The sequence below is a fragment of the Bacillus sp. SIMBA_008 genome (genome assembly GCF_046535495.1).
GTDB lineage: Bacteria > Bacillota > Bacilli > Bacillales > Bacillaceae > Bacillus > Bacillus subtilis.
In genome coordinates this window covers 155,208-181,552 of sequence record NZ_JAWRWL010000003.1, presented here as the reverse complement: position 1 = coordinate 181,552, position 26,345 = coordinate 155,208, and the positions used below count along the sequence as shown (strand labels likewise).

The following is a 26,345-nucleotide window of genomic DNA, read 5'->3' as shown; positions in this document are numbered from 1 at the left end:
ATACCAGAAATTATCATTATTTCTAAGCCACAAATATGTGAAACGATACAAACAATTTTGTAAATCCCGGGGATTCAGGGCATAGGGTGTCATTTGTCTTTGATATACCATTATTCGAGGTTCACTCCTTATTGCAATTAGACTTTTAACTAGTTTACGCTCAGGGTCAAAACTTGGTTTGGATGTATGCCTAGTAGCCTCAAAAATTTAAATATGAATAAAGCATTTTATTGAGAACGGTATTTCTATTTCAAAAGATTAGTACAGTTTAAATAAGCCGTGGAATAGTTCAACTAACAGGTGCATTACTTCAATAAGAACTTTCAAAAGATATGAAACTTACGGCACCAGTGAATTATGACTGTAAACCCTTATATCATGCGGCTTCAGCTCATGCCAACACGGTGCCAAGTTAAGATTATCATCATTTAAACCATCTGAAGAAATGGCTTTAAATCAAGGGTTTGGGTGACCCTTTTATAAATCATTCCGTACCATTTTATAAAAATAATCAAGTTCGAAATGGAAGGTTCAATTGATTATTTTTTTATAAAAAGGACGTGACTGGTTTTCAGTCGCGTCCTTTTTGTATGCAGAAGAAAAACCGCTGGCCGAGGGGCCGCGGTTTTTTACTCTTCTTCTGTCTCTTGATTGATAATTTGCTTTACAGATGATCTGCTGTTATTTTCTCTGTTCATCTCTCGCAATTGAGTATAAGCCATATCGAATTCCTCTTTTGTCATCTGCTTTGCGGCTAATGCAGAGCATAATATAGCAAAAGCAATTGGCATTGTATCAATGTGAATGTCGATATGGACCTCTGAGTTGCCGCTGTTTTTGATAACAGATTCAGTAGTGGGTATCTCTTGAGTATGTCTGTTGAGAGGAATGATGTTTTCGTTCATTAGTCTTCTCCGTCTTGTGACTGCGCCTGTGCCTGATCCTGATCTGTATTCACGCTGACCACGACTTTTGCATTACCGCTGTTTTGGACTTTTGCGACTGCCGCATCGCGTCTGTTTTCTTCATTTTCATGACGATTTTCGCTCATGGTATCATCCTTTCTCTATTGATAGTGACAGGATATTCGATAGGAGAGTAAAGAGATTGGACGAACTTCGCGGTTTTTCCACATTAGGGCAAAAGGTCGAAGGAAAGCATTCTATTTGGTAAAATGAATAGACATTATAATAGAAAAGGTGTTTGCATATGAAATCGTACATCATCGTCGGCGCAGGGATTCTGGGCGCGTCGACGGCTTATCATCTCGCAAAATCAGGCGCTCGCGTTACTGTCATTGATCGGAAAGAGCCGGGACAAGCGACTGATGCGGCGGCGGGGATCGTCTGTCCATGGCTCTCGCAACGCCGTAATCAGGATTGGTACCAGCTTGCTAAGGGGGGAGCGCGGTACTATAAGGATTTAATCCATCAATTGGAAAAAGACGGTGAATCGGATACAGGATACAAACGTGTCGGTGCCATCAGCATTCATACTGACGCGTCTAAACTCGATAAAATGGAGGAAAGGGCGTATAAGAGACGGGAGGATGCGCCGGAAATCGGCGACATTACCCGCTTGTCTGCAAGTGAAACGAAAAAGCTGTTTCCGATTTTAGCTGACGGCTATGAATCGGTTCATATCAGCGGTGCCGCCCGTGTGAACGGAAGAGCGCTGTGCCGGTCGCTTTTAAGCGCTGCAGAGAAACGCGGCGCAACGGTCATCAAAGGAAATGCGTCCTTGCTTTTTGAAAACGGAACAGTCACCGGCGTGCAAACAGATACAAAGCAGTTTGCGGCAGACGCGGTGATTGTGGCGGCGGGGGCATGGGCCAATGAAATCATGAAGCCTCTTGGCATTCATTTTCAAGTGTCTTTTCAGAAAGCGCAGATTATGCATTTTGAAATGATGGACACGGATACAGGGGCGTGGCCGGTTGTGATGCCGCCGAACGATCAGTACATTCTTTCGTTTGATAACGGCAGAATTGTAGCCGGCGCCACACACGAGAACGATGCCGGTCTTGATGATCTGCGTGTGACAGCCGGAGGCCAGCACGAAGTATTGAGCAAAGCGTTAGGCGTTGCACCGGGCCTTGCTGATGCCGCTGCCATTGAAACAAGAGTGGGCTTCAGGCCGTTTACACCGGGATTTCTGCCGGTCGTAGGGGCCGTGCCGAATGTTCAAGGCTTATATGCTGCAAACGGTTTGGGTGCTTCTGGACTGACGATGGGGCCGTTCTTGGGTGCAGAGCTCGCAAAGCTAGTTCTTGGAAAGCAGACAGAATTAGACCTTAGTCCTTATCATCCAGCCGAAGCACTTGCATAATAAGTAAGAGCATAACAAACAAATATAATAAAGCTGTTCTAGCTTTTCTTTTCTGTATGTGTTAGCATTTATCTTTAATGAAAAAGAGGACGTGAACTGATTTTGATAAAAATTGATATACCCGCACCGAATGTTACCATCACTGAACGACAGCAGTCAGCTAATGATAACGAGCCGAAGATAAAACCGATTCACGGATTCATCGACTTTCACCAGATCCCAAGGGACAAAGGCGGCATTTTTATGTTTTACAACATTCATGACGAGCTGCTGTTTGTCGGTAAAGCCAGAAAGTTAAGACAGAGAATCAAGAAGCATTTCGAAGACACTGTTTCACCGATCAAACATCACAGAGATGAAGTCTATAAAATCGAGGTATGTGTAGTTGATGATCCAATGGAAAGAGAGATTTACGAAACATATATCATCAATACACAGCACTCGAAGTACAATATCGACAAGGTATTTTTTAAATAAGACGTCAGTCTGCGGATTGAACAGCGAAGCCAGAGCTTAAGTCAAGTTCTGGCTTTTGATTTGGGCATTTTTTCGCATATAGACCCTTTGTCTATCATTCGAATAAATTATTGAGAAATTTCAGAAAATAATATTGACAATCCTAGCCGCGGACTTTAATATAACAATATTTAATGTTATATAACGTTATATAATAAAAACGGGGAGTGAAGGATTTGAGTCAGGCCACAGCAAAAGTAAATCGTGAGGTTCAAGCTTTCTTGCAGGATTTGAAAGGGAAAACCATTGAACATGTATTCTTTGTCGCATGCGGAGGGTCTTCTGCCATTATGTATCCGAGTAAGTATGTGTTTGACAGAGAGTCAAAATCAATAAACTCCGACCTCTACAGCGCCAACGAATTTATTCAGCGCAACCCTGTTCAGCTTGGTGAAAAGTCTCTTGTTATTTTGTGCTCGCATTCGGGAAATACCCCGGAGACAGTCAAAGCTGCTGCGTTTGCAAGGGGCAAGGGTGCACTTACGATTGCGATGACGTTTAAACCGGAGTCTCCTTTAGCGCAGGAAGCGCAATATGTTGCCCAGTACGATTGGGGTGATGAGGCGCTTGCGATCAATACAAACTATGGCGTTTTGTATCAAATCGTTTTTGGAACCCTGCAAGTATTAGAAAACAATACGAAATTTGAGCAAGCAATTGAAGGCTTAGATCAATTGCAGGCTGTATATGAAAAAGCCCTTAAACAGGAAGCTGACAACGCCAAGCAATTTGCAAAAGCCCATGAAAAAGAAAGCATTATTTATACCATGGCAAGCGGTGCAAACTACGGTGTCGCTTACTCCTACAGCATCTGCATTCTCATGGAAATGCAATGGATTCATTCCCACGCCATTCATGCCGGAGAATATTTTCACGGACCGTTTGAAATTATTGATGAATCCGTGCCGTTTATCATCCTGCTCGGTTTAGATGAAACAAGACCTCTTGAAGAGCGGGCGCTTACCTTCTCGAAAAAGTATGGCAAAAAGCTCACTGTGCTTGATGCTGCATCTTACGACTTCACTGCAATTGACGATTCAGTTAAAGGCTATCTTGCTCCGCTCGTTCTCAATCGTGTGCTGAGAAGCTATGCAGACGAGCTGGCAGAGGCGAGAAATCATCCTTTATCTCATAGAAGATACATGTGGAAAGTTGAGTATTGATCTGAAAATGAGGAACCATTATGCATTAGACTATAATGTTATATAACATTATAGTCTAATGTCCAGAGGAGGCCAACCCTTTGAAGAAAATGTTGTTGTTCTTGATCATTGCAGCTGTCAGTATGTTCACCATTGCAGGCTGTTCGAGCCAAAGCAGTTCAGCGGACGGAAAGGTGACATTGAAATTTTTCCACAGATGGCCAAAGGAGCCGGAAAAAAGTTATTTTGAAGAGGTTGTAAAAGAATTTGAAAAAGATCACCCAGATATCGACATTCAAATTGAAGCCGTTTTAAATGACTCCTATAAAGATAAAATTAAGGTCATGCTGGGAACTACCAGCCCTCCTGACATTTACTTCTCTTGGAGCGATGAGTTTGCTTTTAAATTTATCAGAGGCAATAAAGCACTTGATCTCTCGTCCTACTACAAAAATGACACCGATTGGTCATCACAGCTCGTTCAATCGCAAATTACACCATTTACTTATGAAAACAAGCAATATGGCGTGCCGTGGCAAATGGACGCTAAATCATTCTTCTATAATAAAGACATTTTCCAAAAGCTGAATCTTGATCCCCCGAAGACGTGGGATGAATTAATCGATGTGTCAAAAAAGCTGAAAGAACATGGCTACACACCGATCAGCTTCGGAACAAAGGCGACTTGGACAATCTCGCACTATATCGGCACGCTTAATCAGCGGATGGTCGATGAAAAAACACGGGAAAAGGACTATAACGCCAAAACGGGTGAATTTACTGATGAAGGCTACGTAAAAGCCCTTGAAAAGCTTCAAGAGCTGATGCCTTACTTTAATAAACATGTAAACTCCGTCGACCACGAATATGTGAGACAGCAATTTGAGAGCGGAAAGTCGGCGATGATATATGCGGAAACAGCGGAAATCAAGCTGGTTGAACCGGTTAATCTCGGGATGTTCCCATTTCCTGAAATCAGCGGACAAAAAGGATCTTCAGAAGCGTTAACGGGAGCGCCGGAAGGATTCATGATTTCCTCAAGAACAAAACATCCGAAGGAAGCAATGGAATTTTTGCAGTTCTTGACGTCGAAAAAAATGGGCGAAAAGCTCGTGAAAGATGTCGGGAAATACAGTGCAGTGCAAGGTACGGCTACTGAAGAAAATGCAACAGCTATTCAGCGTGAAGCCGTTCAGCATATTGTTGATGCCAAATCAATGGTTCCATGGTTTGATATGGATGTCGATGTTGAAGTCGCAGATGCGTACCTAACAGGCGTCCAGCAAATGCTTGGCGGCGACATGACACCGCAGCAGGTGATGAAAGCCGTTCAAAAGGCAGCAAAGCAGGTGAGGGCGTCAGCTGAATAAATCAAAGAAAAGGTGAAGCTTCGCACCTTTTCTTTTTATAAAGGAGATGAGATACCCTTGGTCAATCAGAATAAAATAATCCCCTATTTGTTTTTGGTGCCCGCTCTCGTTTTTTTACTTTTCGTTTATATCCCGATTTTTGAGAATGTATTCCTCAGCCTGTTTCAGTGGAGCTCATTTTCTCCGGAAAAAACGTTTATCGGCTTAAAAAACTATGTTGAATTATTTCATGATCCTGTCTTTTATCAGGCACTGACCAATAACGTGCTTTACGCAGTGATCTCAATTGTATGCCAGGTGTTTGGCGGTTTGATTTTGGCGGCGGTGCTTGAGGATAAGCTGGTCAGAAAATGGTCGCCGTTTTTTCGTACCGTTTTCTTTTTGCCGGTTGTCATCTCAATGACGGTGATCGCGCTTTTGTTTGATTTTATTTACAATCCGGAGACAGGGCTTTTGAATCAGCTGCTTCAGGCCATCGGTCTTGATCAGCTGACGAGGGCCTGGCTCGGGGATGACAGCACAGCTATGCTTTCTGTCATTTTTGTGTCCCAGTGGCAATCTGTCGGTTATATTGCGATGCTGTACATTGTGTCGATTCAAAAAATACCGGATGAACTGTATGAAGCGGCCCGGCTTGACGGCGCGGGTAAAATTCAGCAGTTTTTTCATATTACTGTTCCCCAGACGAAAGAGATGTCTTTTGTTGCGGTGGTCATGACGCTTACCGGGGCTTTTACGGTCTTTAATGAGCCGTACATTTTGACAGGCGGCGGGCCGGGAAACGCGTCAGAAGTCTTGAGCACGTTTTTATATAAAAGCGCCTTTACAAAGGATATGATGGGCTACGCCTCAGCGATTGCCACTGTCGTGTTAATCATTACGCTTGCATTATCGCTCATGCAAATGAAGTTCTTTAAAACCGGAAAGGAGGAGTAACTGATGCTGCCTCAGAAGAAGACAGATTCGTTCAGATTGGAGCCGGTGCCTGACCAGCACATTGAGGTTAAAGATAAGCCTAGACGAAAATGGTATATCGGAGAAACGTCTGTGTGGGTTTTTCTGTTTCTTTATCTGATTGCGATTGCCTATCCGCTTCTCTGGATGGTGATGAGCGCCTTTAAAAACTCTGACGATATTTTTGAGCACAGCTGGTCGCTGCCGTCTTCGTGGCATCCGGAAAATTTTGTTTCCGCCTGGAATCAGGGGATTTCTTCTTATTTTATGAACAGTGTCATCGTTACGGCGCTGACGTGTGTGATCACTGTCTTTATCAGTGCATGGGCAGCGTATGGCCTTTCCCGGTTTGAGTTTAAAGGAAAAGGATTCTTTTTGGTGCTATGTCTTGGCGGATTGATGCTGACGCCGCAGGTCAGTCTTGTGCCGCTTTATTCTATTATTCAGTCGCTTGGCCTTTACAATACGTATTGGGCGTTAATCCTGCCGTATGCGGCTTATCGGATCCCATTCACCATCATTTTGATCCGCTCTTATTTTCTTTCTATTTCAAAAGAATTGGAGGAGGCGGCCTATTTGGATGGGTGTACAAGTTTTGGAGTATTTTTCAGAATTTTCTTACCGATGAGCGTGCCGATTTTGGTGACATCCGGCATTTTGACGGCTTACCATACATGGAATGAGTTTATGTTTGCGATTATTTTCATAGATGATGAGAATTTGCGGACCATTCCAGCCGGGCTGATGCAGTTCAGAGACGCGCTGCAGACAGACTGGGGCGTCCTGCTGGCGGGGTTAACGATTTCAGCCGCGCCGATTATTATTCTATTTTTATTGATGCAGAAATATTTTGTCCGCGGAATTGCAAGCGGCAGTGTAAAAGGATAAAGGAGGAAGCGCTATGAAATTGATTGCGGTTGGAGATAATGTTGTAGATTACTACCAGGATCAAGAAACATTTTACCCGGGAGGAAATGCCTTAAACGTTGCTGTGCTTGCCAAGCGGCTCGGGCATGAGTCTTCCTATATCGGAATCGTCGGCAATGACGAAGCCGCGGCGCATCTGTTGAACGTTCTCAAGCTGGAGCAGGTCAATGCAGATTATATCCGCCAGGCGCACGGAGAAAACGGGATGGCGATTGTCACCCTTGATGAACAGGGGGACCGCATTTTTGTCAGATCAAATAAAGGCGGCATTCAGTCCCGGCTTCGCCTCGCGTTTCAGGAGAAAGATGTATCTTTTATCAGCGGGCATGATCTGCTGCATACGAGCGTGTACAGCAGGCTTGAGAACGATCTTCCGCAGCTGTGCGGGCTGGTCCCTGTCTCATTTGATTTTTCAACCAATCGGGAGGATGATTATTTGAGGAGGGTCTGTCCTTATGTGACGTATGCGTTTTTTTCAGGAAGCGATTTGAGTGAGTCGGAATGCGGTGAGCTTGCCAAAACAGCTCATGGGTACGGAGCCAAAATGGTTTGTATGACCCGAGGGGGCCAAGGAGCAATCCTGTCTGCGGGTGATCGAGTCTATCATCAGCCGATTGTGGAAGCTGATATAATAGATACACTTGGAGCGGGAGATTCTTTTATAGCAGGCTTTTTGACTGCCTTTTGCGTGAAGCAGGATATAACGTATGCTTTGCGCCAGGCTGCTGAAACGGCTGCGAAAACATGCGGTGTGTACGGAGCTTTCGGCTATGGCTATCCTTATCGCTGGGAGGACGGGGGAAGCAGTGAAAAAACGAGAATACTATAAGCAGTGTCTCGTTTTTTATGCCTGTTATGTGTAGGGGCTGTTGATGGTAAAAGTGACACGGTTTGTGTGCATCAAAAACAATGAGCAATAGATTGGCTGGTCGTTTGATGTAAAAGCCGTTTTATCAATTTCAAACAGCGCATCCCCGATATCACAATCCAGGTATTTGCTTTCCTCCTGTTGGGCATATACAACGTTTAATAGCTTCGTATTGTGCGTGGGTACAACTTTGTATTGCTGTTTCAAAATATCATGCATGGAGACGCCGTCAGCAATAAAGGTATCAATGCCGGGAAACAAATCAAGCGGATAATGCGTCACTTCAAAGGTGAGAGGCTGATCATCATTATATAAAATCCGTTTTAATTCAACGACAGGGCTCTCGGGATGGATTTGAAGCTTTTCTGCGATGGGTTTTGACGCTGGAATGATGTCATGGGACAGCACATGATGCTTCGGTTTTTTTGCCGGTTGATTCCATAAATTCCGAGTAGCCGTTTACAGCGATCAGCTCTCGTTTTAATTTAGGGCTTTTAACGAACGTTCCCTTTCCCTGCTGCCTGATCAGATAGCCTTCTTCGACTAAATCGAGTATGGCTTTCCTGACGGTGATGCGGCTGACGTTATACTTGGTGCAAAGCTCGTTTTCGGTAGGCAGCTTGGCGGTTGGGGAATACACGCCCTTTTTGATGTCATCAGTGATGATTTGTTTTAGCTGAATGTATAAAGGTGTAGAACTTCCGTTGTTTAACAAAGGGTAGCCTCCTTTTAACCTATTATTTATATTATAATGTATTATGACGTTATAATACAAATTTACATTTTTTATTTTAGAAATATAGCAAAAATGGGAATCGATTACTCTAAAAATAACAGAAAGACCAAGTTGTTTCCAGTGACGAAATAACGGGTCAAAAGATAGGGGGACTTTTCTGATGGCTTCATTAACATTTGAACACGTCAAAAAATCATATCACTCACAATTAACCGTGAAGGACTTTGATTTAGATGTAAAGGATAAGGAGCTTTTGGTGCTGGTGGGGCCGTCAGGATGCGGAAAATCAACAACGCTGCGGATGGTGGCTGGATTAGAAAGCATTTCTGAAGGAAATCTTCTTATTGATGGGGAGCGGGTCAATGATCTTCCGCCGAAAGAACGTGATATTGCGATGGTATTCCAGAACTATGCGCTTTATCCGCATATGACGGTTTTTGATAATATGGCGTTTGGATTAAAGCTCAGAAAGATGGCGAAACAGGAAATTGCCGAGCGGGTTCATGCGGCAGCCAGAATTTTAGAAATTGAACATTTGCTGAAGAGAAAACCGAAGGCGCTCTCCGGCGGGCAGCGGCAAAGGGTGGCGCTTGGCAGGTCGATTGTGAGGGAGCCGAAGGTCTTTTTAATGGACGAGCCGCTTTCTAATCTGGATGCAAAACTAAGAGTGACGATGCGGACAGAAATCAGCAAGCTGCACCAGCGATTAGAGGCAACGATCATTTATGTCACGCATGACCAGACCGAAGCAATGACAATGGGAGATCGGATTGTCGTCATGAATGAAGGGGAAATTCAGCAAGTGGCGAAACCTCATGACATTTATCATTACCCGGCCAATTTGTTTGTCGCAGGCTTCATTGGCTCTCCTGGGATGAACTTTTTGAAAGGCATCATAGAACAGCAGCATGGCGAGCTGTTTTTCACAAATTCTTCGATCCGGCTTCATATTCCTGAAGAAAAAGCAAAGCGGCTGAAGGAAAAGGGATATGCCGGAGAACAGATGATTGCCGGTGTACGGCCGGAGCACATCACACAAATGACAGGAAATGACCAGTTGTTTGATTCAGTGTTTCAAGCGAAGGTGGAAGTGAATGAAAATCTGGGCTCGGAGCTCATAGTGCATGTCATGGCTGGGGACGAGCGGCTCAAGGTCCGCCTGGACGGAAACACGCGAATCGATGCAGGCGATTCAATCCAGCTCTCAGTGAAAATGGACCACGTCGTCTTTTTCGATGCGGAAACGGAAGAGGCTGTGTATTAGAAAAAGGTGCTCCTCAAAAGGAGCACCTTTTTCTTACGGCCAAATCTCATCCGCCCATTCAGGGTGGTCGATAAATGGATTGCGGTTGTGCTGATATTTTTCATAAATGATTTCATTTCTTTTCCGCTCGCGGTCGTCAACCGGATCCTGCTTATTCCATTCGAGCAGGACAGATTGTTTGCCATGATAAGGAGCTGAGCCGTTGCCTGTCTTATCATTAAGCTCAAGATCAGGATAGCCGTCATCACCCTCGTAACGGACAGCCATGTAAAACAGCATGCGGGCAACATCGCCTTTCACATCATCGCGGGGCTCCCATGAATCGCCGTCATAATAATTTCCGGGTGCCTTCGCATATTCAGTGCCGCCATTGTCAAAATCCATATTTCCTCTTGTGCTGTTAACTTGAACATCGGCTGGGCGTAAATGATGAATATCAGTACCAGGTCCCTTGCTCGTACCAAAATCGCCATGGGATTTCGCCCAGACGTGCTCGCGGTTCCAATCGCCGACATTGCCGCCGTTCAGGCTTTTGGACCGCGATTCATTCGTATAGAGCAGGATGACGTTATTCGGATTTCTCGGGTCTTCATCCGTTTCTTTCAGCGCGTTCCACACTTCGCTGTAGGACAGCATCGTGTGTCCGCTGATAATACGGTGCAGGGTGCTTTTTAGCGAGTCTCCTGTTTTACCTTCAGCCCCTTCATAATAGGTATCTGTGTCAGCATAGGGTGCAGCGGGGGCGGCTAATGAGAGAAGGCTTCCTGTTCCTGAAGGGGAAGACGCCAATCGGTCATTGAGGCTTAATGCGGTTTGCGCGCTTGCTGAAGCTGCCGGCGCAAGCCATCCGGAAATCAGTAATACACAGACGAGCGGCAGAAACCATGCTTTTTTTGTCATCACTTGCCCTCCTTTTATCAGATCATGTCTATTATCTAAAATTCAAATAAAGGATAGAAGTGTCATTTTGTATATTTTTCATTAAAATTGTAAATTAGTCCCTTTGGAGGAGGCGGAAATCTCCTGTTCCATATCTTTAGGTCCTGTTTTTGCGAGCTGCCGGCATTTCCGTTTTCATCCGTTCCGCAAACATCGCCTCTCTGGCAAGCTGAGCTTGACCCTCTCTTTCGCTCTTGCTGGCTCTCTTCCTTACCGTGTTTTCTTTTGACCTTTACACTAAAATAGTTGTGACATATAGGGTGAATCTGGTTGTTGGATAGATACTGCGACTAAAAAATAAACGTTTTTTTGGTTAATCTGTCAATGAACTATCATGTTCTTCCTTCTATAATGAAGTCACCATAGCGGCCAGAGGGGGGAGTACATGGAAAAGCAGAAGCTTTCAGTAAAAAACAGCATCACAGATTATATTGAATGGCTCGCCCAATACGGTGCGTCTGCGGATGGCGGCGTAACGAGGCTTTTATACACAAAAGAGTGGATGGACGCACAGCTTGCTGTGAAAACGGAAATGTCTTCTTTCGGGCTTGAAACAAGATTCGACGATGTCGGCAATGTGTTTGGAAGGCTTTCGGGCACCCAGTCTCCGGATGAAGTCATTGTAACCGGTTCACATATCGATACTGTCATCAATGGAGGAAAATACGACGGCGCCTATGGCGTTCTGGCGGCGATGCTTGCGATAAAGCGGCTCAAAGAGACATACGGAGCGCCAAAAAAAACGCTCGAGGCGGTCTCCTTATGTGAGGAGGAAGGCAGCCGTTTTCCAATGACCTATTGGGGGTCGGGGAATATGACGGGTGTTTTTTCAGAACAAGATGCAAAAGAGCCAAGAGACGAGTCGGGAGTCTCCCTCCAAACAGCGATGCATGAGAGCGGTTTTGGCAAAGGTGTGTTTCAGTCAGCATATAGGACAGATATCAGCGCGTTTGTTGAGCTGCATATTGAACAGGGGAAGACGTTGGAAATGTCAGGCCGGGATCTCGGCATCGTGACAAGTATTGCGGGGCAGAGACGATATCTCGTCACGCTCGAAGGAGAATGCAATCACGCAGGAACCACCTCCATGAAATGGCGCAAGGACCCGCTCGCAGCCAGCAGCCGTATCATTCATGAGCTGCTGCTGCGGTCGGAGGAGCTGCCGGATGAGCTCCGTCTGACATGCGGAAAAATAACGGCAGAGCCCAATGTAGCCAATGTCATACCGGGCCGCGTCCAGTTTTCAATCGATATTCGCCATCAGCATCAGCATGTGCTGGAACAGTTTCATCAAGACATGGTTGCTTTGATCAACGGCATTTGCCTACAAAAAGGAATTCGCGCTGTGATTGATGAATATATGCGGATAGAGCCTGTGCCGATGGACGAAAGGCTGAAGGCTGCGGCTTTTGAAACAGCATTAGAAAACGGCTTCAGCTGTGAGGAAATGGTGAGCGGAGCAGGGCATGACGCGCAAATGATCGGAAGGCGCTATCCTGCTTGTATGCTGTTTGTGCCGAGCCGAGGCGGCGTCAGCCACTCACCGAAGGAATATACGTCAGCCAGACAGCTTGAGATCGGCGTCCGCGCACTGACTGATTTATTATACAAACTGGCTTACTGATAAAGGAGGAATGGCTGTGTCAGGCAGAAGAGAATTATGCACCCCGTTAAGAACGATTATGACGCCGGGGCCTGTTGAGGTTGATCCGCGTGTATTAAGAGTAATGAGCACCCCGGTTGTCGGCCAATTTGATCCGGCGTTTACAGGTATTATGAATGAAACGATGGAGATGCTTCGGGAGCTGTTCCAAACAAAAAACCGCTGGGCATACCCGATTGACGGCACTTCACGGGCGGGAATTGAAGCAGTGCTGGCTAGTGTGATAGAGCCGGAAGATGATGTGCTCATTCCCATTTACGGCCGTTTCGGTTATTTGCTGACTGAAATCGCCGAGCGATATGGGGCAAATGTTCATATGCTGGAGTGCGAATGGGGAACGGTTTTTGACCCGGAGGACATCATACGGGAGATAAAAAAAGTGAAGCCGAAAATTGTGGCCATGGTGCATGGAGAAACATCGACAGGACGGATTCACCCGCTGAAAGCCATCGGCGAAGCCTGCCGCACCGAGGATGCATTGTTTATCGTCGATGCAGTCGCAACGATTGGGGGCTGCGAGGTTAAAGTCGATGAATGGAAGATTGACGCTGCCATCGGCGGAACGCAAAAATGTTTGTCTGTGCCTTCAGGAATGGCGCCGATTACATATAATGAGCGGGTGGCGGACGTGATTGCAGCTCGCAAAAAGGTGGAACGCGGGATTGCGACACAAGCTGACAGGGCAGCACTTTCGGGAAATCGGCCAATTACAAGCAACTACTTTGATTTGAGCCAGCTTGAGGATTATTGGAGCGAAAGACGGCTCAATCATCATACAGAAGCGACGACAATGCTGTACGCCTTACGTGAGGGAGTCAGACTGGTGCTTGAAGAAGGTCTTGAGACGCGTTTCGAGCGGCATCGGCACCATGAAGCCGCATTAGCAGCAGGGATAAAGGCAATGGGGCTAAGATTGTTTGGAGATGACAGCTGCAAAATGCCTGTTGTCACCTGTGTCGAAATTCCCGGCGGCATTGACGGCGAGTCTGTCCGTGACATGCTGCTGGCACAATTCGGCATTGAAATCGCCAGCTCATTCGGCCCGCTTGCAGGGAAGATCTGGAGGATCGGCACGATGGGGTACAGCTGCAGAAAAGAAAACGTGCTATTCGTGCTTGCCGGGTTAGAGGCTGTGCTTCTCAGACATAACGCAGGAATCGAAGCAGGAAAAGCGCTCCAAGCAGCGCTGGATGTGTATGAAAACGCTGGCCGCCAGGCAGCGGTGTAAAGAAAAGCTTGCGGAACTCCGCAAGCTTTTTAACGATATGATTTCGTGTTTTCTCCAATCTGATTTTCTTCGTTTGACTCTTTTTACAAATCCTCTTTCTATGTGTTTCATTTTCTGACAAATCATGAGTCATTTTTTCTTCCATCGTCTATTCTTTATACAAGTTACCTATAAAATCACGCTGAACTAGTTGTTTCTCACGGCAATTTTCGAGAGGAGGATGCGGCATTGGGGAATTTTCACACGATGTTAGATGCGCTCCTGGAAGACCAGGAGGAGGCTGTACTGGCGACAATTGTTCAAGTTGAAGGCTCCGCGTATCGAAAAGCAGGCGCCTCTATGCTCTTTAAGAAAAAAGGCAGACGGATTGGCTTGCTGAGCGGCGGGTGTGTGGAAGAAGATGTATTCCAAAGAATCAGTGCGCTGGGCGATCAGCTCACATCAACGCTGATTCCCTACGACATGCGGTCGGAGGACGATCTTTCTTGGGGCATGGGAGCCGGGTGCAATGGCATTATTCATGTTCATGCAGAGCGAATCACTCAGGAAAAAAGGCGGCACTATGAGAAAGTGAGGGATTGCCTTCATTCAGGCAAAGCTGTCACTTCTGTTATAAAGATTGAATCCTCCCATTATTTATTTCTGACGGAGAACGGGCATTTTGGCAACTGGCCGGACGCGCCTCTGCAAGATATTCAACGTACTGTTTCAACGCTTCATTTACCGCATTTCGATCCACCCACTAACATGTTTATTCAGCGAATTGAACCGAAGCCGCGCCTCATTCTGTTTGGGGCGGGACCGGATACTGTACCGCTGGCCAATTTGGCGGCTGACACAGGGTTTTCTGTTATCGTGACGGATTGGCGGCCCGCTTATTGTACATCCTCTCTTTTTCCAAAAGCGGATCAGCTGATCACCGCTTTTCCGGAACGAATGCTTAGCAAATTTCAATTTTTTCCGCATGATGCAGCTGTTGTGGCAACCCATCATTATCAGCACGATCAAACGATCATCAACTTCTTATTTTCTCAAAACCTCCATTATATTGGACTGTTGGGTTCGGCAAACCGCACGAAACGGCTGCTGAACGGAAAACATCCTCCGTCTCACTTTTACAGTCCGGTCGGGCTGAAAATCGGTGCGGAAGGTCCAGAGGAAATTGCGGTAAGTGTAGTTGCAGAAATCATTCAAACAAGAAAACGAATAGCGGTTGTATGAGAAGCCCCTATCTGATCGGCGTGTTTCTCGCTGCCGGCAAAAGCAGAAGAATGGGTCAAAACAAGCTGGCTTTGCCGCTAAAAGGAGAAAACATCGGCTCACTTTCCTTGAAAGCTGCTCTGTCGTCCCGCCTTGATCACGTGCTGGTCGTCGAGCGGACAGAACATGCCTCCCTTGAGTGGATAGGAGCGCCGTATCACGCTCCGCCTTTTCAAAAACGCTGGAGCCTGCACGTTTGCCAAGACGCAGAAAAGGGTCAGGGGCATTCAGTCAGCAGCGGGGTGAGAAAAGCAGAAAGCATGGGGGCGGACGGCGTTGTCATTTTGTTAGCCGACCAGCCTCAGCTTTCCGTCGATCATCTCAATGCCCTTGTGGCACTGGCCCCTGAGCCATTTGCCGTGTCATCGTTTTTAGGGGCGTTCACCCCGCCAATCTACTTCTCGTCGGCTTGTTTTCCTTATGTAAAGGGGTTAACGGGAGATGAAGGGGCTCGCAGGCTCCTGAAAAGCGGACAGCTTGGAGCAGGAGCGGTTTTGGAGGCAAAGGATAGCGGCGAGTTGGACGATATTGATACACCCGAGGAATATGACATGGTAAGGAGGGCGATGGCTTGAACGGCCAAGTGACAAAAGCAAGGATGAATATTCAATTATGGAGGCCGGCAGCGCTTGATGAGGCCTATTCGCTTTTAGAGAAGCTTGCTCCGGATGTGTGTGCCGCATCGGGAAGCACGCTGCTTCAGCTTCAGTGGGACAAAGGAACTCTACCGAAACAGCACCTTGTCAGCCTTGAAGGGATTGACGAGATGCGAGGGATCAGCGCCAGTGACACCCACGTGTCGATCGGGGCGCTCACATCACTGAGTGAATGCAGAAAGAACCCTTTGATCAAGAGCACGCTTGGCTGTTTCAGTGACGCTGCTTCCGCTGTCGCCGCACCGGGAATCCGCAGCCGTGCCACGATTGGCGGCAACATAGCGAGTAAAATCGGTGATTTCATTCCGCTTCTGCTTGTGCTTGATGCTGATCTTATCGTATATCAAAAGAAGCTAATCAGGCTGCCGCTTGGCGCTTGGCTCATTGAGGAAGACTTTAGAACGGCTATCGTCACGCGTGTCATCATCCCGCGGGCGGAGGGAGAGCGTGTATTTTATCACAAGCTTGGAAGGCGTCAGGCTTTTACAGGAGCGGTTGCTGTTGCAGCTGGACGTTTTTTGAAAGACGGCGGCATTCGCCTCGCCGCTGGCCATGCCGATATCACTCCTAGGAGATTATTGGACAGCGAAGCGAAATGGATGGCACCAGGGTGGGACTCGCATGAGCTGTACAAAACACTTATTCATGAGCTGTCGTTTTCCTCAGATGCTTTTATGTCAGCGGCATACAGAAAAAAAGCCGCTGCCAACGTCATCATGGCAGAGCTGATGGCTGAGGGAGGGGAATAAATGATCATCAACAAACCGTCAAGAGTCAGACCGGATGGAAGGGATAAGGTCACAGGGGAATTGAAATATATGACCGATCTCAGCTTTCCAGGAATGCTGTATGGCAAGGTGCTGAGAAGTGCTTATCCTCATGCAGAGATTGTGTCGGTTTGCACCATAAAAGCTGAGAAAATGGAAGGCGTGCAGGCCGTCGTCACACATAAAGACGTTCCCGGCTTAAACCGATTTGGCATTGTCATCCCTGATCAGCCGGTTTTATGTGAGGACAGGGTGCGGTATGTCGGGGATGCGATCGCCGCAGTTGCTGCGGAAACGGAAGAAATCGCGGAAGCGGCGCTGGAGCTGATTCGAGTTGAGTATAAAGAGCTGGAAGTCATGGATTCACCAGAAAAAGCGCTTCGGCCGAATGCGCAAAGACTGCATGAGGACGGGAATATCCTGCACCGCGCATTTTTTTCAAACGGTGATGTGGAAGAAGGGTTTCAAGCATCTGACACAGTCTTTGAAGAAACCTATGAGCTGCCGCGGCAGATGCATACGTATATGGAAACGGAGGGAGGTGTAGCCGTTCCGGAAGACGACGGGGGTTTTACGATGTATGCAGGAACCCAGCACGGCTATAAAGACCGTTTCCAGCTTGCCCGTATTTTTGATATTCCTGAAGAGAAGATCAGAATTGTGTCAAGTCCGATGGGCGGCTCGTTCGGAGGGAAGGATGAGCTGAATATTCAGCCGTATGCTGCGCTTTTGGCCCTGAAAAGCGGACGCCCTGTCAAAATTCATCAGACACGAAAGGAATCTGTACGTTCTGGCATTAAGCGCCATCCGATGAAGATTACGATAAAAACGGGTGCAGATCATTCGGGAAATCTATTGGCGCACGACGTGAAAATTGTGGCGGACACAGGCGCTTACGCTACGCTCGGACCGGCTGTTCTTGATTTTTCTGTCGAGCATGCCGCGGGGCCGTACCGTATTCCGAATATCCGGACTGAAGGAATATCAGTATTTACGAACAACGGGGTGGCGGGGGAATTTCGGGGCTTTGGCGGCAACCAAATCACATTTGCACTCGAAACCCATCTCGATCGTCTCAGCGGCATGCTTGGCATCGACCCGCTCGAGCTGAGAAGAAAAAATATCAGAAAACCGCATGACTTGGGGCCGCTTGAGCATCGAATTGCACCAACTGACGGAGCGGCACAGGTGTTGAATGCCATATCTAAATCTCCCATTCTTAAAAAAACAAGCCGGAACTGCGGGTATCTGCAAAGAGGCACGGGAGCGGCAATTACAATGCACGGCGGCGGGCTGGGGTTTGGCCGAATGGATGCGGCAGGAGGCCGTTTGTCCCTTTCGAGTGAAGGCAAAATCACTGCTTCGTTTGGATTTGAAGAATGCGGACAGGGGATTCTAGCAGCGATTGAACAGATTGTCATGGAGGAGTTAGGTTGTGCCGCAGAGGATATTTCCATTGTTATTGGGGATACCGCAAAAGTGCCGAAGTCAGGCTCCTCCACAGCATCCCGCGGCACAAGCATGGTGTGGCACGCGATCCAGCGTTTGAAGAAGCCGTTTCTAGCTCAGTTGAAAAAACGGGCGGCAGAATGGAGCGGCTGTTCAGCGGAAAATCTTATTCCCGGCGCTGCAGGCTTGCGTGACAAAAACACAAAGGCGCTCGTGGTGACGTATAAGGAGCTGGCTGAAAAAGGCCCTTTGGCAGAGGAAACGGCATTTGACTTTCCAACAACGCCTGATCCTGTGGTGGGCGGCCATTTCCTCTACTCATTTGGAGCGGCTGCCGTTGAGGTGGAGGTAGATCTGTTAACAGGCGATGTCAAATTGATAGATTGTGAGCACGCTATTGCGGCAGGTCCGGTTATCAGTCCGCAGGGATATCGAGGTCAAATTGAAGGCGGCGCTGCCATGGCACTCGGCTACACACTGATGGAGGAAGCGAAAATGACGGATGGCCGTTATGCTGCGGAAAATCTCGATCACTATTTGATTCCCGGAATCAAAGATGTTCCTGACATGAAGGTGATTGCAATAGAAGACTTAATGAAGGGAGACGTATATGGACCGCGCGGTGTTGGCGAAATCGGAACAATCGCCATCACTCCGGCGATTGTAAAGGCAGTACATGATGCGGTCGGATGCTGGATAAACAAGCTGCCAATTTCAAGAGAAGAGCTGCTTGAAGCGATAGACAGAAAGGGGCTGAAGCAATGGACGTAAAAGAGGCCGGGCCATTTCCTGTAAAAAAGGAACAGTTCCGGATGACCGTGAATGGGCAGGAGCGGGAGGTTGCTGCCGTTCCTACGACACATCTGAGTGACCTGCTTAGAAAGGAATTTCAGCTGACCGGGACAAAGGTGTCCTGCGGAATCGGCCGCTGCGGAGCCTGCTCTATTTTAATCGACGGAAAGCTGGCCAATGCGTGTATGACCATGGCTTATCAAGTGGACGGCCATTCCATTACAACAATCGAGGGCGTACAAAAAGAGGAACTGGATATCTGCCAAACCGCTTTTTTGGAAGAAGGAGGCTTCCAATGCGGCTACTGTACCCCAGGAATGATAATTGCGCTTAAAGCACTGTTTCGGGAAACCCCTCAACCTTCTGACGAAGATATAGAAGAAGGGCTGGCGGGGAATTTGTGCCGGTGTACCGGGTATGGCGGGATTATGCGGTCAGCTTGCAGGATTAGAAGAGAGTTGAACGGGGGTAGACGGGAGTCCGGCTTTTAAAAGCCGGACTTTTTTAGCCTCAGTCAGACAGCGCGATCAAGACGCAGAAGCGTTGTGGGAAAACACACGATAAATCTCGTAGAACTTGACAGCTTCTGAATTACAAAAAGATTAGTGAGCACATAGCAAAGACGCCATAAAAACTTCTTATGGCGTCTGTCGGACAGGGAGGTGTTGGATACGGCGGAGGCAAGGAAAGTTAAACTTAATAATTAAAGATAGCTGCTCCAACAATGATCAACAAAATGAATAGCACCACGATCAAAGCGAAGGAGCTCCCGAAACCGTTTGAGTAACCAGAGTTTCCACTGTATCCACCAGAATTGTAGAATCCCATAATGTCACCTCCTTAGTGGAGATAGTATAAGATATGCCAACGATCATTTTCGACATAGATTTAAGTCTAAAAAAGAAAAAATGAATATTTTGTCTAAAGGTGTAAGAGAGAACGCGTTATCAAAACTATTAAAAACGCAGCAATTGTCTTCAGAGTATTTTTTCGAGAAAAAACGCGGTCTGTTTATAGGATTGGAGAAGGGAGCTCGGCTGCTAAGAGCTGACTTATTAGTTTGAAACCTCGATTTATAAATGAAAGGACTACAGGATATTTTTGTCGTAGGCAATTATCCTGAAAAATATAGGTGAATGTTTATTCTAGCTGTTGTTTCACTAAGCGTGGGATTACTGCAAGTACTGATCAAAAGTTTATTGAAGTGCAAATAGAAGACCGCCGGTGAGGCGGGCTTCCTTCTTAACTCCCCCTATACACCTGATAACCAAACGGCGACAGCAAGAGCGGGATATGATAATGTGCATCTGGATCTGCAAGCTGAAAACGGACGGTAACTATGGTTAAAAACGGCTGGTCGACCGTATTCACGTATTTATTCGCAAAATAGTCTCCTGCATGAAATTCCATCACATATTCTCCGGACACCAGCTCTTCACCAGCCAGCAGAGGGACATTGGCTCTGCCGTCATTGTTAGTGTAAACCTCTTTCAAAATACTTTCGCCCAGCCGCTTCAATTCAATTTTTACGTTCGCCGCTGGTTTGCCGCTGGTTAAATCTAAAATATGGGTTGTCAGTTTTCCCATCAGGCTTTCAGGCTCCGACATTTTTCAGCGGCTTTCTGTTTTTCTTTCTCGGCGTCTTCTCTTGTCACGGTAAAATATTGGAAACCGTATGGCGGGCGCGGTTCGGTGTAGACTTTTCCTTTTGAGCCCGGGATTTCTTCGACAACCGTATCCCACGTGTGATTTTGAGATTGGAAGCTGACATCAGTGAGCTGTGGGAACCTCGCTAATATTCTGCAGCCGATATGATAGATTAGGTTTTGGATTGAAGGGGTTTCGAGCTCGTGAAAAACGGTGCTCGCCAAGTCGCGGACTTGTTCAGCCGCAACGTAGCGGGCTGGATCAAAAGCGTATGCGTCATTGGTATTTTCATATTGCCAGCTGATGTTTAAATAGACAAACAGCGGGCGGTTGCCGTCTTCCGGGAGAGTCGTATATTCGTCCCGGATGAAGCCGACGAAGGAGTTGCCGCTCACCTTGACGAGCTGAAGATCCATGATTTCGCTGTATTGCTCGGTAATCGTTATGGTATTCCCGCTTCGTTCTGCTTTCAGCACAGAGCGGCTTCGTTCATTACGCGATCTTCTGAAGACGAGGCGGCTTGTGCTGAGCTCTTTCTCCTCGTATGCAGGCATTGCTTCAAACGGAATGTCTTCGCCAGTCAGAGTGATCGTGTCCATATGAGAATAAGTATCTAAAAATCGGTGAGCTACATAGTGTAGGAACCCCTCGGTTGTCGTTCCTTCATAGGATGCGAGATGGCGCTGGATAAAGTTTTTCATTGAATCCGTTGCCACGACGAGAGTATTGTCTCCGTCTGTAAATGATGGCAGGAAGGCTTCTCCGCCAATTTCGCATGTCACATCAACGCCGACAATGGTATTGCTTCTCCCGGCAAAAGATGATTCTGGGATTTGCTTCACTCCAGTGAGCGGTTTTAAAAACGTTCGGTATGCAAATACATTTCCTTTGCCATAAGACATGGTTCTTTTCATTTGCGTCTCTCCTTTTTCAGTGATGATGTCAGCCAGACGAAAGCGGGCGATTCGGTAAATTTCGATAAGGGCCTGCTGGAACTCCGTTTCTCGTTCGCTCTCAAGCCTTGCCAGCAGGGCTTGGTGAATGTCCTGTTTCGTCTTTCCCTTCACCGCTAAAATAAAAGGAAAGCCGAAGCGATCATAATAGTGTTCATTCAGCATGAGAAACTCCTCGTATTCCTGCTGTTCTAATTTGCCGAGCCCCGCGTTCTGCTGCTCTCGTACCGAGTCACCGCTCATTGTTTTCTTTGTTCCGAGCCGGGGATGCTTTTTGATTAAATCAAGCTGTGTCTCGCGATCCGCGGCTTTTACAATGCCAGTCATTTTGCGGTGAAGATCAGAAAGGGACGAAAACGGCCGTAGTGCTGCGGATCTCTCCGCAATCCATGAAGAGTGTTCAAAAATAGAGCCAAGTGTGTCTGTCAGTGTTTGTGTATCCATTTGGTTCAGGTCATCCATTGTGAACATTGGCATCTTCCTTTACGTTTTTATGTCTGTGCCATTCGGCTGTTTGGTTTGAAAAAAAGCGTGCAGTGCAATGGCCGTCAAACTGCCGATCACAATTCCGCTTCCTGCCAAGACAGAGGCCGCGCCCGGAAGAGATGAAAACAACGCGGGAACTGTTGTAGCGCCAAGCCCCAAGCTGACGGAAGAGGCGATAATCAGCAAGTTGCCTTGCGAATCAAGGTCAACGCTGGATAGCATTTTGATCCCGTAAGAAATGACCATGCCGAACATGACGATCATTGCGCCGCCGAGAACTGGGGTGGGGATCACTGTTGTCAGGGCCGCTGCTTTTGGAACCAGCCCGATCGCCATCAGCATGATTCCTGTAATGGCGATGACGTTGACACTTTTCAACTTTGAAAGCTGAACGATGCCGACATTCTGCGAGAAAGCTGTATAGGGAAACGCGTTAAATAAGCCGCCCAGCAAAATCGCAAGGCCTTCTGCCCGGTAGCCTTTTTCCAGATCCTTCTCCGATAGCCTGCGGTTTGTGATATCGGCAAGCGCAAAGTAAACACCTGTCGATTCAACGAGGCTGACAATCACAACGAGAAGCATCGTGACAACAGCCGGCAGCTCAAAGGTTGGCGGTCCGAAATAAAACAGAGATGGAACATGAAGCCAAGACGCCTCCAAGACCTCAGAAAAATCGACCTTTCCCATGAAATATGCAGCCGCTGTTCCTGCGATAAGACCGAGCAAAATCGCTATGGAGCGGATAAAGCCTTTAAAGAAATAAAACAGCAATAAGATAAATGCTGTGACGCCAAACCCGAGGAGCACGTTGTCCAGTGAGCCGAATTCTTTGCTTCCTTCACCTCCGGCCAGGTTATTCATTGCCGTTGGAATCAGGCTGATGCCGATGATCATGACGACTGATCCGGTTACGACAGGCGGAAAAAAACGGACAAGCTTCCCGAAGAAGCCCGCGGCTAAGACGACAATCAGTCCTGCGGCGATAATGGCACCATATATCGCTGGGACACCGTAAGTGCTTCCGATGGAAATCATCGGGCCGACTGCGGTAAACGTGCATCCGAGCACAACGGGAAGGCCGATGCCGAAATATCGGTTTCTCCAGAGCTGCAAAAGAGTTGCCGCCCCGCACATAAACAAATCAATCGCGATTAAATACGTCAGCTGCCCCGCATTCAGCCCGATCGCTGCTCCGACGATCAACGGAACGAGAATGGCTCCCGCATACATGGCAAGCATGTGCTGAAGCCCCAGCATCATTAGCTGTAAGGCATTGTGCTGTTCCTTCATCTTTTTTACACCTCTTTTTCTAATGCGAGTGTATGTTCTAATACCGGAAGTTCTGTTTGCTGTGCTGTTAATTCTTTTTTGTCGCGCAAGCTGAAAAATAGATTCAAAAAGATGGCGGTCAGGCTGCCAGTGATGGTGCCGTCACTGACCAGAATTCTAATCGGAGCGGGGAATTCAGCAAAAATCCCGGGGGCCGTGCTGGCGCCGATGCCGAGTGCGATTGAGCATGCGATGGTTAGGAGGTGGTATTGATTTTTGAGATCCGCTGTGCTGAGCATTTTGACGCCGGAGGCAATCACCATGCCGAACATGACGACGGTCGCGCCGCCAAGTACAGCAGCAGGAACGGCAGATGCAAGGGCGGCAATCTTCGGAATCAGTCCGAGACAGACAAGGATACAGCCTGCGGTAACGACGATGTTTCTTGTTTTCACTTTGGTCAGCTGCAATAAGCCGGCGTTTTGCGCAAAGGTATTATAAGGAAAGGCATTGAACAGCCCGCCGATGAGAATGGCGATTCCTTCCGCTCGATAGCCTTTGACGAGATCTTTTTCAGTTAAAGGTCTGCCGCATATCTTTCCGATTGCGTAAAAAACGCCGGTTGATTCCACAATAATGACGATTCCGACGATCAGCATCGTTAAGATCGGACCGATTTCAAACGTGGGGGCTCCGAAGTAAAAAGGCTTCGGGATTTGGAAGAACGGTGCTTCTGTAACAGAAGAAAAGCTGACTTTGCCCATGATCGCTGCTGCCGCTGTTCCGGCGGCGATGCCGATCAGAACGGATAGTGTTCGGGCAAATCCTTTGAGAAAGCGGTTGAGGACTAAGATCAGAACAAGGACACCGACAGAGAGAAGAAGGTTTTCGAGCGAACCGTATTCGGGGTTGGCGCTGCCGTTTATTTTTTCGCCGCCAGCCATATTTTTCACACCTGTCGGAACAAGTGAAAGGCCGATCAAGGTCACAACGGTACCTGTTACGACAGGAGGAAATAACACAGTCAGCTTGCCGAAAAAACGCGCAAACAAAAAGATGAACACACCGGCCGCAATGATGGAACCATAAATCGCGTGAATGCCGTAATTGCTGCCGATTGCGATCATCGGGGTGACGGCCACAAATGAACTGCCAAGCATGACGGGAAGCCCGATGCCGATGTATGCTCCGCGCAAGGTTTGCAAAAGCGTCGCGACGCCGCATGTTAACAGGTCAATCGCCAATAGGTAGGACAGCTGTTCAGTTGTTACATTCAGCGCCCTGCCGACAAGCAGGGGCACCAAAATCGCACCTGCATACATGGCGAGCACATGCTGCAGGCTAAGCGTAAACACCTTAAACGATCTTTTTTTCACTATAGTCCCTCCCTGTATGTGAACTTTAGTAACATGATATCGTGCCGATCGAGGGGTGTCATTGGATACAGTAGCTGAAAAAGACAGGTGTGATTGCTGAAAGTGACGAAAAATGATTCGTTTTGTAATAAAATGTAACAAACATTAGCTGATCAGCCGCTGCATACGTAATGCAAGCCGCAAACGCATCGTTGTTTCAGGATCTTTTAAGCTTTTCCCCAGAAGCTCTTCGCATTTTTCAAGGCGGTATATGACCGTATTGCGATGAACGTACAGACGCTTTGCCGTCTCTGAAATTTGGCAGTGTGTCTCTAAATAGACGGAAAGCGTATGAAGCAGGCTTTGATCCTCCTGCTGTTTTTCAGCGAGGCTCTGAAGCGTGGAGTTGTAAAATTTCTTCAAATCCTCAACCGGGAGCAAGCGCAGAAGCTCAGGCACATCTTTGGCGTGATACACCTGGATAAATGCGGTGCTTCTTGACAAATGCCCCGATTGCAGAGCATCAGAAGCTTCTGTGAAAGCGTCGGGAACATCAATGAGCTTTTGGCAGATATTGCTGATGCCAAAGGACACGGTTCGTTTAAATTGAGCGCTGACCTGTGTTTGAAACTGTTCTAAAAAGCTGATCACCGAGGCGTGCATTTCACTCCAGCTGTCTGTCGCTTCGATTAGAATAATGCCGACATTTCCTTTCATAAAGAAGTGAGGCGGAAACGGGAAGGCTGATAATTCACCTTCAAGAAATTCGAATACGCTGTCGGAAGCGAGCTGATTTTCTGTAAAGCTGATTGATTCGTCATTGCGATCGAGTTTGCCGGCAATGCACATGTATTTTTGATCCCATCGCAGCTTGAATTCTTTCGCCCGGTTTTTGATTTCGTCATCTGAAGAAAAGGACCGCTCAATAAAATTGTTGAAAAACTCATTGCGGGCCCGCCGGCTGAACTGCTTCAGCGCATTTTCCTTCAGCAGTTCAAAGGAAATGACGTTGGCCGCTTGTTCAATCGTGAGGATCAATCCTTTGTCGCCGGCCTGCACCATGTCCGGTATCAGCAGGTAGCCGCAGTTTTTTTCGTGATTATAAATAGGCAGGACAGAATATGTTTTCTGATCTGAGATTGTAGAGAAACAAGTGAAAAATGGCCCGGATACGGTATTCAGGGTGCCTTTCAGCTTTTCGGTCTCAACTGAAATCTGATGAGACGCAGACAGCATTTTGGCATGCTGGTCAAGCAGCAGCACGGGAAGCTGAAGGAGGTCTGACACCTTTTTGAGGAGGGATTGCAGCCCCTTGCCGCTCATAATGTGGTTTGTGAATTTTTTGTGCGCGTAAATGGCTTGCTGCAGCTCGTTAGAACGCATATCGAGAATATGGCTGAGTGTGGCATTCACAATATCGCCGAGGCGGATGTGTTCCGGAAGCTCAATTATCGGAAACGCATATGAATCGGCCAGTTCGATGATTTCCTTCGGGATATCTTCCAGATAGCGCTTTGTTTTAATGCCGAGGCCCGCGCAGCCCCGTTTTGCCATTTGCTGAATCAGTTCAGATAATTGATGCGGGTGATCCTTCAGGTGATAGGCGGTGGTGACGAGCAATTCATTCTTATGCAAAAAGTCTGCGATATCCGGAGCGTCCATCATATTGACATGCTGAACCTCTCTTTCTCCTCCTGCTTTACCAGCAATTAAATTGGCGTTTTCAAAAGCCGGTATTTTCATCACATCAAAAATATTCATAGCGCATTCTCCTTT

Annotated in this window: 24 protein-coding genes and 2 pseudogenes; 15 read left to right on the top strand and 11 right to left on the bottom strand. The window is 47.3% G+C overall.

Annotated features, from left to right (window positions below):
• Positions 1 to 629: 629 nt before the first annotated feature.
• A complete protein-coding gene (locus tag SB658_RS11550) occupies positions 630 to 905 on the bottom strand; it encodes a hypothetical protein (RefSeq protein ID WP_003243521.1) in 276 nt (91 codons plus the stop codon).
• On the bottom strand, positions 905 to 1,051 hold the full coding sequence (sspG, locus tag SB658_RS11545) for an acid-soluble spore protein SspG (RefSeq protein ID WP_003228613.1): 147 nt from the start codon (positions 1,049 to 1,051) through the stop codon (positions 905 to 907). The genes SB658_RS11550 and sspG overlap by 1 nt, the downstream gene beginning before the upstream one ends.
• A gap of 158 nt (positions 1,052 to 1,209) precedes the next feature.
• Here sspG and SB658_RS11540 point away from each other — a divergent pair, with 158 nt between their 5' ends.
• From SB658_RS11540 to frlD, 7 genes are all read left to right on the top strand, one after another.
• Positions 1,210 to 2,328, top strand: coding sequence for an NAD(P)/FAD-dependent oxidoreductase (locus tag SB658_RS11540; RefSeq protein WP_038427904.1), 1,119 nt, complete (start codon positions 1,210 to 1,212; stop codon positions 2,326 to 2,328).
• A gap of 102 nt (positions 2,329 to 2,430) precedes the next feature.
• Positions 2,431 to 2,805 (top strand): nucleotide excision repair endonuclease, encoded by a 375-nt coding sequence (locus tag SB658_RS11535; RefSeq protein WP_003228617.1) that lies wholly within the window; start codon positions 2,431 to 2,433, stop codon positions 2,803 to 2,805.
• Between the two features lie 215 nt (positions 2,806 to 3,020).
• On the top strand, positions 3,021 to 4,007 hold the full coding sequence (frlB, locus tag SB658_RS11530) for a fructosamine deglycase FrlB (RefSeq protein WP_069703653.1): 987 nt from the start codon (positions 3,021 to 3,023) through the stop codon (positions 4,005 to 4,007).
• An 80-nt stretch (positions 4,008 to 4,087) separates the two neighbouring features.
• Positions 4,088 to 5,356 carry an ABC transporter substrate-binding protein gene (locus SB658_RS11525; RefSeq protein WP_128422393.1) on the top strand — a complete coding sequence of 423 codons (1,269 nt, stop codon included), beginning with the start codon at positions 4,088 to 4,090 and terminating at the stop codon, positions 5,354 to 5,356.
• Between the two features lie 57 nt (positions 5,357 to 5,413).
• Positions 5,414 to 6,292: a carbohydrate ABC transporter permease gene (locus SB658_RS11520; RefSeq protein WP_014477910.1), complete on the top strand. Its 879-nt coding sequence runs from the start codon at positions 5,414 to 5,416 to the stop codon at positions 6,290 to 6,292.
• Positions 6,293 to 6,295: 3 nt separating this feature from the next.
• On the top strand, positions 6,296 to 7,198 hold the full coding sequence (locus SB658_RS11515) for a carbohydrate ABC transporter permease (RefSeq protein WP_003228625.1): 903 nt from the start codon (positions 6,296 to 6,298) through the stop codon (positions 7,196 to 7,198).
• 13 nt (positions 7,199 to 7,211) lie between these two features.
• Entirely contained in the window at positions 7,212 to 8,066 is an 855-nt protein-coding gene (gene frlD / locus SB658_RS11510; protein ID WP_128422392.1) for a fructosamine kinase FrlD, read from the top strand.
• Between the two features lie 24 nt (positions 8,067 to 8,090).
• Here frlD and frlR read toward each other — a convergent pair.
• A pseudogene (gene frlR, locus SB658_RS11505) lies at positions 8,091 to 8,820 on the bottom strand (transcriptional regulator FrlR).
• Between the two features lie 181 nt (positions 8,821 to 9,001).
• Here frlR and SB658_RS11500 point away from each other — a divergent pair.
• Entirely contained in the window at positions 9,002 to 10,105 is a 1,104-nt protein-coding gene (locus SB658_RS11500) for an ABC transporter ATP-binding protein (protein WP_024572486.1), read from the top strand.
• A gap of 33 nt (positions 10,106 to 10,138) precedes the next feature.
• On the opposite strand, the gene SB658_RS11495 is transcribed toward SB658_RS11500, so the two are convergent.
• Positions 10,139 to 11,005 (bottom strand): endonuclease I family protein, encoded by an 867-nt coding sequence (locus SB658_RS11495; RefSeq protein WP_046663933.1) that lies wholly within the window; start codon positions 11,003 to 11,005, stop codon positions 10,139 to 10,141.
• Between the two features lie 81 nt (positions 11,006 to 11,086).
• Positions 11,087 to 11,205 (bottom strand): annotated as a pseudogene (locus SB658_RS11490) (hypothetical protein); the annotation flags it as partial.
• A 224-nt stretch (positions 11,206 to 11,429) separates the two neighbouring features.
• Here SB658_RS11490 and allC point away from each other — a divergent pair.
• The 7 genes from allC to pucE all read left to right on the top strand — a co-directional run bounded on the left by allC (position 11,430) and on the right by pucE (position 19,350).
• Positions 11,430 to 12,668, top strand: coding sequence for an allantoate deiminase (allC, locus tag SB658_RS11485; protein WP_046663932.1), 1,239 nt, complete (start codon positions 11,430 to 11,432; stop codon positions 12,666 to 12,668).
• A 16-nt stretch (positions 12,669 to 12,684) separates the two neighbouring features.
• Complete coding sequence (gene pucG / locus SB658_RS11480) at positions 12,685 to 13,935, top strand: (S)-ureidoglycine--glyoxylate transaminase (RefSeq protein ID WP_003244520.1); 1,251 nt, start codon at positions 12,685 to 12,687, stop codon at positions 13,933 to 13,935.
• A 228-nt stretch (positions 13,936 to 14,163) separates the two neighbouring features.
• A complete protein-coding gene (locus SB658_RS11475; protein ID WP_038427900.1) occupies positions 14,164 to 15,156 on the top strand; it encodes an XdhC family protein in 993 nt (330 codons plus the stop codon).
• Positions 15,153 to 15,770 (top strand): xanthine dehydrogenase accessory protein PucB, encoded by a 618-nt coding sequence (gene pucB / locus SB658_RS11470; protein ID WP_410601634.1) that lies wholly within the window; start codon positions 15,153 to 15,155, stop codon positions 15,768 to 15,770. The genes SB658_RS11475 and pucB overlap by 4 nt, the downstream gene beginning before the upstream one ends.
• Entirely contained in the window at positions 15,767 to 16,600 is an 834-nt protein-coding gene (gene pucC / locus SB658_RS11465) for a xanthine dehydrogenase subunit C (protein WP_038427898.1), read from the top strand. The genes pucB and pucC overlap by 4 nt, the downstream gene beginning before the upstream one ends.
• On the top strand, positions 16,601 to 18,838 hold the full coding sequence (pucD, locus tag SB658_RS11460) for a xanthine dehydrogenase subunit D (RefSeq protein ID WP_038427897.1): 2,238 nt from the start codon (positions 16,601 to 16,603) through the stop codon (positions 18,836 to 18,838).
• On the top strand, positions 18,829 to 19,350 hold the full coding sequence (gene pucE / locus SB658_RS11455; RefSeq protein WP_015483659.1) for a xanthine dehydrogenase subunit E: 522 nt from the start codon (positions 18,829 to 18,831) through the stop codon (positions 19,348 to 19,350). Before pucD ends, pucE begins: the two co-directional genes overlap by 10 nt.
• A gap of 205 nt (positions 19,351 to 19,555) precedes the next feature.
• Here the strand turns inward: pucE and yuzJ are convergent, their stop codons facing one another.
• From yuzJ to pucR, 6 genes are all read right to left on the bottom strand, one after another.
• The gene (gene yuzJ, locus SB658_RS11450) at positions 19,556 to 19,687 is read right to left on the bottom strand and encodes a YhzE/YjcZ family sporulation protein YuzJ (protein ID WP_009968115.1); all 132 of its coding nucleotides are present in this window, start codon (positions 19,685 to 19,687) and stop codon (positions 19,556 to 19,558) included.
• A 414-nt stretch (positions 19,688 to 20,101) separates the two neighbouring features.
• On the bottom strand, positions 20,102 to 20,446 hold the full coding sequence (uraH, locus tag SB658_RS11445) for a hydroxyisourate hydrolase (RefSeq protein WP_029725894.1): 345 nt from the start codon (positions 20,444 to 20,446) through the stop codon (positions 20,102 to 20,104).
• Positions 20,446 to 21,930, bottom strand: coding sequence for a factor-independent urate hydroxylase (gene pucL, locus SB658_RS11440; protein WP_029725893.1), 1,485 nt, complete (start codon positions 21,928 to 21,930; stop codon positions 20,446 to 20,448). Before pucL ends, uraH begins: the two co-directional genes overlap by 1 nt.
• Before the next feature lie 12 nt (positions 21,931 to 21,942).
• The gene (gene pucK / locus SB658_RS11435; RefSeq protein WP_014480761.1) at positions 21,943 to 23,235 is read right to left on the bottom strand and encodes a uric acid permease PucK; all 1,293 of its coding nucleotides are present in this window, start codon (positions 23,233 to 23,235) and stop codon (positions 21,943 to 21,945) included.
• 5 nt (positions 23,236 to 23,240) lie between these two features.
• Complete coding sequence (gene pucJ / locus SB658_RS11430) at positions 23,241 to 24,590, bottom strand: uric acid permease PucJ (protein WP_038427896.1); 1,350 nt, start codon at positions 24,588 to 24,590, stop codon at positions 23,241 to 23,243.
• 144 nt (positions 24,591 to 24,734) lie between these two features.
• Positions 24,735 to 26,330, bottom strand: a complete 1,596-nt coding sequence (gene pucR / locus SB658_RS11425; protein ID WP_003228661.1) for a purine catabolism transcriptional regulator PucR — start codon at positions 26,328 to 26,330, stop codon at positions 24,735 to 24,737.
• Between the last annotated feature and the right edge of the window lie 15 nt (positions 26,331 to 26,345).